The organism is Bacillus sp. z33, from assembly GCF_058313615.1.
In genome coordinates this window covers 249,648-263,360 of the sequence record NZ_JBZFQN010000004.1, presented here as the reverse complement: position 1 = coordinate 263,360, position 13,713 = coordinate 249,648, and the positions used below count along the sequence as shown (strand labels likewise).

10 protein-coding genes and 1 rRNA gene are annotated in these 13,713 nt (G+C 39.5%); 3 read left to right on the top strand and 8 right to left on the bottom strand.

Annotation, left to right across the window (positions count from 1 at the left end; all coding sequences use genetic code 11):
- Together AC4G3L_RS15870 and AC4G3L_RS15865 are read right to left on the bottom strand one after the other, a co-directional pair.
- A 16S ribosomal RNA gene (locus tag AC4G3L_RS15870) occupies nt 1-315 on the bottom strand; the annotation flags it as partial.
- A gap of 351 nt (nt 316-666) precedes the next feature.
- Entirely contained in the window at nt 667-1,548 is an 882-nt protein-coding gene (locus AC4G3L_RS15865) for a nucleotidyltransferase-like protein (RefSeq protein WP_491077963.1), read from the bottom strand.
- Between the two features lie 140 nt (nt 1,549-1,688).
- On the opposite strand from AC4G3L_RS15865, the gene AC4G3L_RS15860 reads away from it, so the two are divergent.
- Nucleotides 1,689-2,045, top strand: coding sequence for a YgzB family protein (locus AC4G3L_RS15860; RefSeq protein ID WP_491077962.1), 357 nt, complete (start codon nt 1,689-1,691; stop codon nt 2,043-2,045).
- Between the two features lie 69 nt (nt 2,046-2,114).
- On the opposite strand, the gene perR is transcribed toward AC4G3L_RS15860, so the two are convergent.
- The 6 genes from perR to AC4G3L_RS15830 form a co-directional block, all read right to left on the bottom strand.
- The gene (gene perR, locus AC4G3L_RS15855) at nt 2,115-2,558 is read right to left on the bottom strand and encodes a peroxide-responsive transcriptional repressor PerR (RefSeq protein ID WP_491077961.1); all 444 of its coding nucleotides are present in this window, start codon (nt 2,556-2,558) and stop codon (nt 2,115-2,117) included.
- Between the two features lie 128 nt (nt 2,559-2,686).
- Nucleotides 2,687-3,238 (bottom strand): cob(I)yrinic acid a,c-diamide adenosyltransferase, encoded by a 552-nt coding sequence (locus AC4G3L_RS15850; RefSeq protein ID WP_491077960.1) that lies wholly within the window; start codon nt 3,236-3,238, stop codon nt 2,687-2,689.
- Between the two features lies 1 nt (nt 3,239).
- Nucleotides 3,240-4,196 (bottom strand): D-2-hydroxyacid dehydrogenase, encoded by a 957-nt coding sequence (locus tag AC4G3L_RS15845; RefSeq protein ID WP_491077959.1) that lies wholly within the window; start codon nt 4,194-4,196, stop codon nt 3,240-3,242.
- A gap of 568 nt (nt 4,197-4,764) precedes the next feature.
- Nucleotides 4,765-5,880: an aminopeptidase gene (locus AC4G3L_RS15840; protein ID WP_491077958.1), complete on the bottom strand. Its 1,116-nt coding sequence runs from the start codon at nt 5,878-5,880 to the stop codon at nt 4,765-4,767.
- A 113-nt stretch (nt 5,881-5,993) separates the two neighbouring features.
- Nucleotides 5,994-6,464 (bottom strand): thioredoxin-dependent thiol peroxidase, encoded by a 471-nt coding sequence (gene bcp, locus AC4G3L_RS15835; protein ID WP_491077957.1) that lies wholly within the window; start codon nt 6,462-6,464, stop codon nt 5,994-5,996.
- 59 nt (nt 6,465-6,523) lie between these two features.
- Nucleotides 6,524-6,946: an ion channel gene (locus AC4G3L_RS15830; protein ID WP_491077956.1), complete on the bottom strand. Its 423-nt coding sequence runs from the start codon at nt 6,944-6,946 to the stop codon at nt 6,524-6,526.
- A 166-nt stretch (nt 6,947-7,112) separates the two neighbouring features.
- On the opposite strand from AC4G3L_RS15830, the gene AC4G3L_RS15825 reads away from it, so the two are divergent.
- Both AC4G3L_RS15825 and AC4G3L_RS15820 read left to right on the top strand, forming a co-directional pair.
- Entirely contained in the window at nt 7,113-8,405 is a 1,293-nt protein-coding gene (locus tag AC4G3L_RS15825) for a glutamate-1-semialdehyde 2,1-aminomutase (protein WP_491077955.1), read from the top strand.
- A 328-nt stretch (nt 8,406-8,733) separates the two neighbouring features.
- The gene (locus tag AC4G3L_RS15820) at nt 8,734-13,212 is read left to right on the top strand and encodes a glutamate synthase-related protein (protein ID WP_491077954.1); all 4,479 of its coding nucleotides are present in this window, start codon (nt 8,734-8,736) and stop codon (nt 13,210-13,212) included.
- Nucleotides 13,213-13,713 lie beyond the last annotated feature (501 nt).

The window sequence follows — 13,713 nt, the reverse complement described above, 5'->3', positions numbered from 1 at the left end:
CGATCACCCTCTCAGGTCGGCTACGCATCGTTGCCTTGGTGAGCCGTTACCTCACCAACTAGCTAATGCGCCGCGGGCCCATCCGTAAGTGTTAGCCGAAGCCAACTTTCCTTCTCTCCTCATGTGAGAAGAGAACCTATTCGGTATTAGCACCGGTTTCCCGGAGTTATCCCAATCTTACGGGCAGGTTGCCCACGTGTTACTCACCCGTCCGCCGCTAATCATCGGGAGCAAGCTCCCTTTGATTCGCTCGACTTGCATGTATTAGGCACGCCGCCAGCGTTCGTCCTGAGCCAGGATCAAACTCTCCGAAAGATGTTTGATCTAGCTAAATTTTTAAAGCAAATTGACGAGATTTAAAAAATCTCTTGTTTTTAGACTTGCTTGGCGTTTCGTTTTGTTTAGTTTTCAAAGAACAATCGGTCGTGTTAGCGACTTTTACATTATATCAAGATAACTTTTTGTTGTCAAGCATTTCTTTTAATGTAATTCACTAACATTATAAAAGTTATTCGCAAAAGAGCGACTTTCTTATCATACCACTGTTGAACTAGTAAGTCAACATTTTTTGTGAAGTTTTTCACTGCCGTCTCGCTTCGAAATATTTACCGCAGCGGCGACGTTTATTAATATATCACCCCTCAATCATTTGGTCAATATAATTTTTTAAATTTCTTTAGAAATTTTATAATACCTGTGATAAAGCTTGGCTCCCTTAGTGTTTTCCAATACAACATCAATATAGCCCCGATCAATCAAGTACTCAATTAATATCCTCAAATCTTCTCCGTAATAACGCAATTCTTTATGAGAATACAACTCATCGAATGACCAATACTGTTCTTCTCTTTCACCTATAATTTCTAATATATGCCCAGACCCAGATTCTGTTCTTGTATGAATTAAAAAATCACTGACCAGGAAAAGAAGCTCCAGTCTTTGTTTAAGACTTTCTTCACTATAAACCAACTCTTCATATAATTTATAAATATCGGGACCTAATTGTTTAACCTGATTCCATACGGTTACTTCAGGATGAAATCCTTTTTCAATGATTTCTAATCTTGCAAGGTGGTGTAGTGCATGGATAATTTGATTATACGCATCTAAAGAATTGCCTTGATCAAACAGTTCTTTCCCATCCATATAACTTCTTATCAGTTTTGCAAATTCTATCCCCTTTTTTATCTTTCTTCCGTAGAACGGAAATTCATTTAATTCTCTTTTTAATGATATCAGATAATCATTTCGATCAAACAGGATCTTTCCATTATATATCCAATCGATAATTTTTTTATTGTTCCCCAATAGCCTACACTCATTTAACTTTTCCTCTGTTACGAGGTGGAGTGCCGCTTTTCTATCTTCATATGCATAATGTTTAATATAGACCGGCTGCTTATCCTTATTATCTGTAATGATTAACAGAATGAAATCAAATGTATCTGTAATTGGACTTTCCGGTGAGTTTTTCTCAATTAACAACACTCCTTTTGTATCAGGATTGCTGGCTCTTTCTTGATAAATGGGTCTTAGAATATCTTCCATTGTCTATTCCTCCACAATTTATTCACTCTCATTATCTATTCAACAATATTCGACAGACTCCTGCCACTATTTTGATATCTATTGTTATTAAATCCACTGGATAATATGGTATATTATAGAAGATAAAAGGGGGATACACGGTGGCAAAATACTCAAGTAAAATTAATAAAATACGAACATTTGCATTAAGCTTGATCTTTATAGGTTTTATTATAATGTACGCGGGGATTTTCTTTAGAAGCTCACCGCTTGTAATGACTATTTTTATGGTACTCGGTCTATTTTCTATTATTGCTAGTATGGTTGTATATTTCTGGATAGGAATGCTGTCGACAAAAGCTGTACAGGTTGTTTGTCCAAATTGCAATAAATATACGAAAATATTGGGCAGAGTGGATATGTGCATGTACTGTAAAGAACCATTAACACTTGATAAAGACTTGGAAGGAAAAGAATTCAACGAAGATTACAATAAGAGAAAGTTAAATAATAAATAAAAGAAAAAGCTGGTTATGAGCCAGCTTTTTCTTTTATTTATCCATTATCAATAGTTTATTTTGTCTGTTTCAATGAACTTCTTTAGCAGAACAGTCTGGACAATCACCATAAATCTCCATACGGTGATGCGTTACTTTGAAACCTGCAACATGCGACGCAAGATGTTCTACTTCATCAAGACCCGGATAATGAAAATCAACTATTTTTCCACACTTTTCACATATAATATGATAGTGATCTGATGATACAAAATCAAATCGACTGGATGAGTCTCCGTACGTCAACTCTTTCACTAAGCCAACCTCTTTAAATACACGCAAATTATTATACACTGTAGCTACGCTCATATTAGGGAATTTGCCTTCCAACGCTTTGTATATATCATCAGCTGTTGGATGCGCATGAGCAGTTATTATATACTCGAGTATGGCATGACGTTGCGGAGTCATGCGGACACCAGTTTGTTTCAAAGTATCTAACGCTTCTTTAAGTTGTGGTTGAGACACCGTCATGCACTCCTTTTTTATCTATTCTCACTTTATAATTGTTATAATAAGTTTACTTTATGATCTGTTGAGTTGTCAATATTTCCAGCATTTCACACAAATATATTATATCAAGGTGTTGGAAACCCTTTAACTTAAGAATTATGTAAAGTTGGTTCAATTTTCCCTAATTTATAGTTTACGTATCTGGCAATGATAAACAAAAGATCGGATAACCTATTCAAATATTTTAAAACTAAAGGATTTACCTCCTCTCCAAGACCAACTGTATTTCTTTCCGCTCTGCGTATCACTGTTCTCGCTACATGGAATGCCGCTCCAGCTGGATGGCCACCTGGGAGTATAAAATTTGTGAATGGAGGTAATTCCTCATTCAATTCATCAATATAGGCTTCCATTTCATCAATCGACTCTGCCTTTAGAACCCAACCAACTTTTTTTCCGTACGGAGTGGCTAATTCTGCCCCAACATGAAATAGATCAGTTTGGATCTTATGAAACTCTTCTAACAGTTTTTCTTTGCCCGAGAAATCCACCTCATTTAAATAGCTGATTCCCAGTCCAATCATAGAATTCCCTTCATCACAGGTTCCATACGCTTCTACTCGTTGATCGGTTTTGGATACCCGCGTTCCATAAACCAGAGATGTCTGGCCCTTGTCTCCTGTTTTCGTATAAATTTTCATCCTAATACCCCTTCCTTATATCAATTTTATTCACATAACCATCTTCCTTATGAGTAATAAACCGCTGAAAGTTCTCCTCAAATATAGCAAATGCGCGAGGTAAGTATTTACTCGAAATACTAGAAATATGTGGTGTAATAGTAAGATTTGAATATGACCACAGCTTACTATTTTCATTCAAGGGCTCATCAGGAAAAACATCAAGTACCATATGGCCGATAACCTGATTTTTTAACACCTCATGAATCGTCTCTTCTTTCATTAAATCTCCACGACCTATATTGATAAACATGGCCTCGTTTTTCATCAATTCAAAATGTTTGTATTCTAAAAGGTCCGTAGTTTCTGATGTACTCGGTAGGACAGATACAATGAAATCCACATCCGGGAGGGTATTCTCGATTTGAGCCATTGTCACAATATCATCAAAATACGAACTGGGCGAACTACCACTACGATTCATTCCAATAGTATTCATTCGGAATGATTTTCCTAATCTAGCTATTTCACTCCCAATTGCACCAGTGCCCAATACGAGCAGATTTTTCTCATATAGCTCACCAAAAGGAAGCTTCTTATCCCATGTACTTTTATTTTTATTTATTGCCATTGTCGGTAATTGCTTTATATAAGAAAGCATCATCCCTATAACATACTCTGCCATCGGAATTGTATGAATCCCTCTTGCATTTGTAACCAGTATATTCTTTTCCATAATTGTATCAGAAGGCAATTTATCTACCCCAGCTGACATAACGCTGATCCATTTCAAACTCGAGGCCTGATTTATTAATTCTTCATCAAGATCTTCTCCATATGTAATGAGAACATCCATTTCATCAATAAAAGAGCCTGCATTCTTCATACCTTTACAAAAATGAAATTCATATCCCTTGTATGATTCAATCAAACGCTCCCGAATCTCCACCGGAGGATAAATTGTAGAAACAATCTTCACCCAAAAAACCCCCTTTATCTATCTAACATAATAACATCTTTTCCCAGTATAAAAAGCTGAAACGGCTTGCCCAGAAGTGAGGAGCATAAGGCAGGGGCTTGGAAGGAGGTGTTCTTTCCTCCTGCAGAGACCATGCTTATGTCCTGAACTTCTAGCCGTTGAAGCTGGATTATAGAAAAAGCTGAAGGGCCTTGTTCAGGCGCGACAAGCATAAGAGGAGGTGCGTAGGGAGAATGCCCTTTTTCTCCCGTAGCATCTACACTTATGTCTCGAGGGACTAGGCCCTGAAGCTGGATTACAGAAAAAGCTGAGACGACTGTATTAAGGAACGAAGACTAAATACGCCACATCGTGTGGCAACTTCTTCATGACCAACATCCTGTTGGCCCGCGACAAGCATAAGAGGAAGTGCATAGGGAGAACGCTGTTTTGTAACCTACAAAAAAATGGACAGCCAGTTCATCCGGCTATCCTTCAATTGTTGCATGAGGAGGTATTACTTGATTCTATCTTATTCATTATAGCTTGTTGTGCTTGGTCTTTTTTCATAATTTATAAAAATAGACAGTTATTGTTCTAAAAGTGAATCAGGATTTAACCCTTTTAAATCAGGGTGTACAAATACTCCATCCTTCCTGATTAATTGACCATCGAAATAGATTTCTCCTCCACCAAATTCTGGTCGTTGGATAAGCACCATATCCCAATGGATAGAAGATACATTCCCGTTGTCGGCAGTTTTATAGGCTAAACCAGGGGTGAAGTGCAGGCTTCCGCAAATTTTCTCATCAAACAAAATATCTCCCATCGGTTTTTTTATTAACGGGTTGACCCCCAGTGCAAATTCACCAATATAACGGGCACCCTCGTCGATATCAAATATTTTATTGAGTTTTTCCTCTTGGTCCGCTCTGGCTTCGATTATTTTTCCATTTTTAAACGTCAAACGGACATCCCTGAATGTAGTCCCTTGATACGGGCAAGGCGTATTATAGGTAATGATTCCATTCACACTATGTTTAACAGGCGCTGTATATACTTCTCCATCCGGTATATTTCTTTCCCCAAAACACATCACTGCAGGAATTCCTTTGATAGAAAAAGAAAGATCTGTTCCTGGTGAAACAATCCGTACTTCATCCGTTTGTTCCATTAAAAGCTTTAATGGTTTCATTGCCTTCTGCATTTTCGCATAATCTATTGTACAAACATTGAGCAGAAAATCTTCGAATTGACTTGTACTCATCCCCGCTTTTTGAGCAAGTGATTTAGTCGGATAGTTCAATAATACCCAACGACAATTATTAATATAATAATCCACGACTGGCTTCATTACTTCTCCACTAAGCTGAAACTTTTCTGATGGAATCTCAGTAAATTCCGCATCATTCTCTTCTCCGATTGCAATGATGACAGCATCCATGTCTTCAAATTTCTTCAAGTCCCAATTAGCCATGATTTCGAGCTGATCTCGACTATATCCTTTCGCCACATGTTTATGGATTTCATCATCCATCATTTCAACAAATGGAAAGGCTCCGAGTTCGTAAGCTTGATTGACTAATTCTATTAACAGCGGTTTGGTAATATAGTGGCCTTCTATCAATACTTTTTCACCTTTCTCCAATCGAACTGAATGAGTAAGAAGTTGTCTTGCTAATTTTTTCATTCGCGGATCTCTCATACTTGACCTCCCCTGCCTCAATTTATTAATACCTATTAATATATATACATTTACTCCTTTATTAACTTTTAGTTTTAAAAAACAGGCATATAAATGCCTGCACGTACGTTTAGTTATGATAATTCATTCTTAATAAAGGTTAAGGCCTCTTCCACGTGCCCTTTCACCTTTACCTTACGCCACTCTTTTACCACTTTACCCTCTTTATCGATGACGAATGTAGACCGTTCTGTTCCCATATATTCGTTTCCAAAATTCTTTTTCAATACCCATACCCCATATGCTTTAGATAATGTATGATCAGTATCTGATAACAATAAAAATGGAAGGTTATGCTTCGTTTTAAATTTCTCATGCTTGTCCACCGGATCTGGACTAACTCCAACGATAATCGTATCCAATTCTGCAAATGAAGCATGACTTTCTCTGAAATCACAGGCTTCAGTCGTGCAGCCCGGTGTCATATCTTTGGGATAAAAATATAAGACCACATTTTTCCCCTTAAAATCAGCCAATGTAACCTCTTGCCCATTACTTCCCTGCAGCTTAAATTCCGGTGACTTGTTACCAACTAAATTACTCATAAAGTTCACTCCCCAGTTTGTTAAAAATTTAGAAACCAATCGTTCTATTATAACTATACCTAATTTCGGTCTTTTTTTGCATGATCTAAATCTATAGCGGTTCTTAAGACAAAGGCAGCTGGCAAAGCATATCCAATTAAAGCTTCCATGGATGCGATCCATCTGCCAAACCCTACAGGTACCATATCTCCGTACCCAACAGAGAGGAGTGTCATCGTGCTGAAATAGAAAGAAGAAGCAAGTTTCGTAAAGAACCCTCCCACAATAGGTAAACCGTTCAAATGAATAACCGTTCCAAATTTCATTTCCAGCAGAACATACAATAGTCCAAATCCTATTAAAAAAGTGAAATACACCGTAATAATCCAATAAAGATAATCAAGCGAAATTCGTTCGGCCCTCGTTGGATCGGATGGCATCAATAATCCTTTTAAGCTCATCAGTAACGTGATTATGACTGCAGAAAAAATGATATAAAACAACGGTAACACCCCTTTTTATCATGAACAACATCTGTAATATATACGCTTGTATAGGCATACCTATGATTGCTTGTATGTGGATCAATTGGATCAGAGGGATCATGATGTACAAGCAAAGAAATCCAGTGCTACAATAAAATGGTTATATATAAAGGGGGATAAACAGATGAATCACGCTCATTCCGAAAAATTACATAGTGAAGCTTTGCAACACATCGTTGGCGGTGTCAACTCACCATCCAGATCTTATAAGGCTGTGGGAGGCGGATCACCAGTAGCCATGGAAAGAGCAAAAGGAGCGTATTTTTGGGATGTAGACGGCAATCAATATATTGATTATCTTGCTGCTTATGGACCTATTATTACTGGACATGCTCATCCACATATCACCGAAGCTATTACAAAGGCAGCTGAAAATGGCGTCCTTTATGGGACGCCCACTCCTTTTGAAGTTAAATTTGCAAAGATACTTAAAGAGGCTATCCCTTCAATGGATAAGGTTCGATTTACAAATTCAGGAACTGAATCAGTTATGACAACGATTCGCGTAGCAAGAGCCTATACAGGACGGGATAAAATTATTAAATTCGCAGGCTGTTATCACGGACATTCCGATCTCGTTTTAGTTGCCGCCGGATCTGGCCCTTCTACACTTGGAATCCCTGATTCCGCCGGTGTACCACAAAGTATCGCACGGGAAGTTATTACTGTTCCTTTCAATGATATAGATGCTTATAAGGAAGCAATCGATAAGTGGGGAAATGAGATTGCTGCTGTTTTGGTTGAACCAATTGTCGGTAACTTTGGGATTGTTGAGCCAAAACCTGGTTTTCTAGAAGCTGTTAATGACATTACTCATGCAGCAGGAGCACTTGTTATATATGATGAGGTGATTACCGCTTTCCGTTTTATGTACGGCGGTGCACAAAACCTTCTGGGTGTAGAACCTGATATGACTGCCCTTGGAAAAATTATCGGCGGTGGGTTGCCGATTGGCGCTTATGGCGGTAAAAAAGAAATTATGGAAACAGTCGCTCCCCTTGGACCAGCCTATCAAGCAGGTACTATGGCTGGTAATCCGGCATCTATGATAGCTGGAATGGCATGCCTTGAAGTATTAAAAGAAGATGGTGTATATGAACAGCTTGACCATCTTGGTGCGATACTGGAGCAAGGAATCCTTCATGCAGCTAATGAACATAATGTCTCTATTAAAGTAAATCGATTGAAAGGTGCATTGACGGTTTATTTTACTGATTCCACTGATGAGATCATTAACTATGCTCAGGCTGAAGCTACAAATGGTGAAATATTCGGCCGATTCTTTAAGCTAATGCTTAAACAAGGAATCAATTTGGCCCCCTCAAAATATGAAGCCTGGTTCTTAACAACTGCTCATACAGAAGCTGATATAGAAACTACGATCAAGGCAGTAAATCACGCATTTAAACTATTATAAATACATTCTTTTGAATTTTTATACAAATAATCAATTCTGCTATTAATGGCAGGATTGATTATTTGTATGTATTAAAAACGTTTACATTATAATAATTCAATTTTAATAACCAAATACTGTTTATTTTTATGTGAAACTAAAATGTATATTTCATTGATTTCTGAAAATTCTAATGATAATATAAATCATACTAGTCTGATTATTTATTACCCTCAAAAAACGCATTTCCTTCCCCGTATTGTTTTCCAAAGTAATCTAAAAAAAACTACAAGTTAAAGCAGGAGGTGAACCGGCATCGAATAGGCGCAAGCTTATAGTTGCCTAATATATGAACCCAAAATGGAATCCTAGCACCTTTATGAATTACCGTGAATCTGAACATGATGCTTGCGGAATAATCGCATGTATTGAAAAGAAAAGAATACCTACCCGAGATAATATTTTTGCATGTATCGATGCCCTGGTTACCATGAACCATCGGGCCGGTTTTATAAACGGTGAAGGTGATGGTGTTGGTATTCACATAGATATCCCCCGTCTTTTATGGAAAGAAAAGCTAAGAAACTCAGGTGCGGATGCTGCTTTGGCAGATCATACTCATTTTGTAGTGGGCCACTTTTTTATTAAACGCGAGGCTGAGAAACAACAAACGATTGAGGAAATAATCAACCTGGCAAATGAAAAAGATTTAAAAGCAATCTATGTATCGGATGATGCTTATTCTACTGATGCATTGGGTCCAATAGCTTTACAGGAGAACCCTGTTTTTCTGCAAATTGCCTTTATAGCAAATGAAGGTTTAAGCCAACCTGCATTATCAGCTTTGTTATTTAAATTGACGATAACTATCGAGAAAAACATCCACATCCATGTATCTTCGCTCAGTCAATACCATACAATCTATAAAGTGATGGGCGCTGGAGATATTTTACCAAAATATTATCCAGATCTTGCAAGTCCATTAGTCGCTTCTACAATGACACTTGGCCATAATCGCTACTGTACAAACACACTATCCAGTTTCTTTCGCGTTCAACCGTTCAGTGTCCTTGGTCATAATGGTGAAATCAATACAATCGCCAAATTGCGCGATGAAGCATCCATGGTTGGTGTACCATTAATAAATGGCGGCAGTGATTCACAGGATTTAAGCCGCACAATAGAAACATTCATTTATCGGGAAGGATATTCTTTATTTGAAGCGCTTGATATCATCTTCCCTCCCATCATTAATGAAATAAAGGAATATCCGTATCACCTTCAGGATTTGTATACATATTTACGTGAAAGCTGGGGTCATTTTGCACAAGGTCCGGCAGGTATTATTTCCCGCCATGGTGATGAAGCTGCTTTCTCTGTAGATTCACTTGGACTGCGTCCATTATGGATGATGGAGACCTCAACGTCTTATCTGTTTGGCTCTGAACCAGGTGTCATTTCAACAACAGAATATGTAGCCGACCCCAAACCAATTGGACCGGGAGAAAAGGTTGGATTGAAGTGGAATGGTGATTCGATAGAATTATATGAATATACTGCTTACCAGGAAGAAGTTTATAAACGATTTAGCAATAGACTTAACTTTAAGGAAACTCGTATACGCTTAACACCGCCTGATATAAAAGAAGGAATCATTGCACAGGATGATGCTAAAATCCAAAACGGACAATATAAGGCATTCGGATGGGAACGTGACCATATTCAGCTCATTGAACAAATGGCTGAAAAAGGGGCTGAGCCAATCCGTTCACTTGGACACGATGCTCCGCTGGCAGCGCTCAATCCAGATCGTAAAAATATTGCAGACTTTATTAAAGAAAGTGTAGCGGTTGTTACAAACCCAGCCATTGACCGCGACCGGGAAATGGAACACTTTTCTACCCGTACTGTTATCGGCAAACGCCCTTCGCTGTTTACAGATAAACCAACCGTAAGCACAGTGATTGAGTTATTGACACCTCTTTTAGCTGAAGGAAAAGCTGGACAGATTTGTGCACAATTTGTAGAACAACCTTCTTATGAACAAATACACCAATTATTTACGGATACTCAGGAATTACAAACAATTTCCATGACCTTTACAGAGGATGAGACGATTAGGGAAGCTCTGGATCGAATCAGTCAACAGGCTCTCAGTGTTGTTTCAGAAGGTTGCGCACTTCTTTGCCTGGATGATGAATTGGCTCATAAAGAAGGACATTTATGGCTCGATCCTGCACTTGTTGTGGCAGCAGTCGATAAAGTTTTAGTAGAAGCCGAAAAACGCAGAGAGTGCTCCATATTAATACGGTCTGCAGCGATTCGTAACCTGCATGATATTGTGATTATTTACGGTTTGGGAGCCAACTTAATTAACCCATATTATATGTTCCGTACCGTTTCTGATGAGCAGTCTAGACCAGTTATCAACCTATATCACTCTTTATCTAAAGGATTAGAAAAAGTAATCTCTACCCTTGGCATTCATGAACTTCGTGGATATGGACGTTTATTCTCCTCTATCGGATTGCATGAAGAAATTGCAGAAACACTCAAAATTGTCAACTTTTTTGGGTCCGACCAGTTAATCTATCAATTCAATCAATTAAAGGAAGATGCAAAACAGCGTGCATATGACTATTCCAATGATAAAGAACGTGTCGGCAAGACCTTCCATCTGTTTCCCCGAATCTGGAAAGCAATTGGTGAGGTGGCTTCAACAGGAGATTACCAGGCCTACGGTGAAAAGATTTCCGAACAAGAAGAACAAAATCCAACAACTATCCGTCATTTAACAGATTTCAAGGAAGCCGATCATACAGTCGATCCGGGAACTGTGGATATCGGAGTTGGCGATCACAGTCTGCCATTCGTGATTGCCTCGATGTCTTTCGGCTCACAAAACGAAACAGCTTTTCGCGCATATGCTGAGGGTGCTGATCGCCTTAATATGATTAGTATGAATGGTGAAGGCGGAGAAATTAAAGATATGCTTGGCAAATACCCTCGCACGCGCGGTCAGCAAATCGCCTCAGGTCGTTTTGGTGTAAATGCGGAATTACTGAATTCCTCCAATTTACTTGAAATCAAAATCGGCCAGGGAGCTAAACCTGGTGAAGGCGGTCACTTGCCGGGTTCTAAAGTAACGTCAAAAATTGCTGAAGCACGTAATGCAACGATTGGATCAGATTTGATTTCCCCATCAAACAATCATGATATCTATTCAATTGAAGATTTAGCCCAAATGATCCATGAGTTAAAAACAGCCAATGACCAAGCAAAAGTAGCTGTTAAAGTACCTGTCGTTCCAAACATAGGTACAATTGCAGTAGGAATTGCAAAAGCTGGGGCCGATATCATCACGCTTAGCGGATTTGACGGCGGTACTGGAGCCGCTCGCATCCATGCTCTGCAAAACGTTGGTTTGCCAGTTGAAATTGGTGTTAAAGCGGCACATAATGCCTTGCTGGAGGCCGGTCTCAGACAAAATGTCGAGCTTTGGGCTGATGGTGGCCTTAAAAGTGCAAAAGATGTGCTCAAGGTTATGCTTCTAGGAGCAAACCGTGTAGGTTTTGGAACGTTATCGATGATAGCAATCGGATGTACGACATGCCGGGGCTGTCACCTTGACACATGCCATGTAGGAATTGCGACTCAAATTGATTCTGAGGCTGAAGCGAAGGAACATGGCTTACGAAGATTTGTTCCAAGACAATTGGATTTAGCGGTACAGGGAATCATAAATCTATTCACAGCCTTTGGCAATGAATTAAAAACACTTGCTGCTGGACTTGGAATCACTAATCTCCAGGAAGCAGTTGGTCGGTCTGATTTATTAGTTCAAATAAAAGGAAAAGAAATGTTGGATTTAACCTACTTACTTAAACCAATTGAACTTGGCCAGGTAACACATCTGGAAGCTGCTGCTTCAAATGATGAATTAATCATCCAAATGGCTGCTGTTGGAGCTGAATATCTCGATGCCAGCGTAAATGAATTACTACAATCCAGACAATATAATAATATCAATTCCATTCAGCGTGTTCTTGGAAGCCGCGTCTCCTGCCACCGAGTAAGAGGCAGATTGGACGGTTCCTACACAAAAATGGAACCTATTAATCTAACTTATGAAGGTTCTATACCAGGAAACGGTCTGGGAGCTTACAATACAGAAGGAATCACGATTACTGTCGAAGGCGGCTCCCAGGATGGTACAGGTAAAACCTCATTTGGAGGAACAATTGCGATTCTTAAAGGATTGGGTAAGGATGGAAAATACTATAATGGTTCTGTTGGTAAAGGCTTTGGATACGGAGCCCAAAAAGGTTTATTGATTGCCCAGGGTGATGCTGATGCACGTGCAGGCATCCGCCTGTCCGGTGCTGACATGATTATCGGCGGTTCTTTAAAACAGGATATACCTGAGCAAGAACACGGGAACATTGGTGTATATTCAAACATTAAAGGCTTTGCCTTTGAATATATGACAAATGGTCGTGGACTTGTCCTTGGAGATCCAGGTCCTTGGATTTGTGCAGGAATGACAGGTGGCGTTATTTATCAGCGTTACTTACCTGAACGTGGCTTAAACAAAGACGCGATCCAACGCAGAATTGCAAAAGGAGCCCTCGTCTCTGTTGAAAAATTAAATGAAACAGGTATAAATAATATAACTGAACTACTCACGAGCTATACAGCCATTCTGAAAGAAAATGGCCAAAACACGGAGGCAGAAGAACTGGCCCAATTGCTCAACAACCCAAGCCAGCACTTCCTCCAAATCGTCCCAGTCAAAACCCAAGCCGACCCATCAGTATCTACTGAATAAAAAGCTGAAACGACTGTAACAAGGATCAAAGATTAAATGCACCACGTCCTGTGGTAACGTCTTTGTGACCAACATCCTGTTGGCCTCTGACAAGCATAAGGAAGAGGCGCGTAGGGAGTGCTTCTCTCCCACAGTGGCTATCCCTTATGACTCGAGGGACTAGGAGTTGAAGCTAGATTGAATAAAAAGCTGAAACGGCTTGCCCAGAAGCGAGGAGCATAAGACAGGAACTCGTAGGGAGGTGTTCTCCCCTCCCGAAGAGGTCATGCTTATGTCCTGAGCTTCTAGCCGTTGAAGCTAGATTAAATAAAAAGTTGAAGGGCCTTGGTCAGGCGCGAGGAGCATAAGACAAAGGCACGTAGGGGACGTTTCTCCCCCGCAGTGGCTTTGCTTATGTCCCGAGCTCCTAGGCCCTGAAGCTGGATTAAATAAAAAGCTGAAGGGCCTTGACCAGACGCGACAAGCATAAGAGGAGGTGCGCAGGGAGAGCGATCTTTCTCT

Excerpts from the sequence above, each read along its gene's own strand:
- AC4G3L_RS15865 (WP_491077963.1), bottom strand. The coding sequence starts at position 1,548 with ATGGAAGATATTCTAAGACCCATTTATCAAGAAAGAGCCAGCAATCCT.
- perR (WP_491077961.1), bottom strand. The coding sequence starts at position 2,558 with ATGACGGTGTCTCAACCACAACTTAAAGAAGCGTTAGATACTTTGAAA.
- AC4G3L_RS15850 (WP_491077960.1), bottom strand. The coding sequence starts at position 3,238 with ATGAAAATTTATACGAAAACAGGAGACAAGGGCCAGACATCTCTGGTT.
- AC4G3L_RS15840 (WP_491077958.1), bottom strand. The coding sequence starts at position 5,880 with ATGAGAGATCCGCGAATGAAAAAATTAGCAAGACAACTTCTTACTCAT.
- bcp (WP_491077957.1), bottom strand. The coding sequence starts at position 6,464 with ATGAGTAATTTAGTTGGTAACAAGTCACCGGAATTTAAGCTGCAGGGA.
- AC4G3L_RS15825 (WP_491077955.1), top strand. The coding sequence starts at position 7,113 with ATGAATCACGCTCATTCCGAAAAATTACATAGTGAAGCTTTGCAACAC.
- AC4G3L_RS15820 (WP_491077954.1), top strand. The coding sequence starts at position 8,734 with ATGAACCCAAAATGGAATCCTAGCACCTTTATGAATTACCGTGAATCT.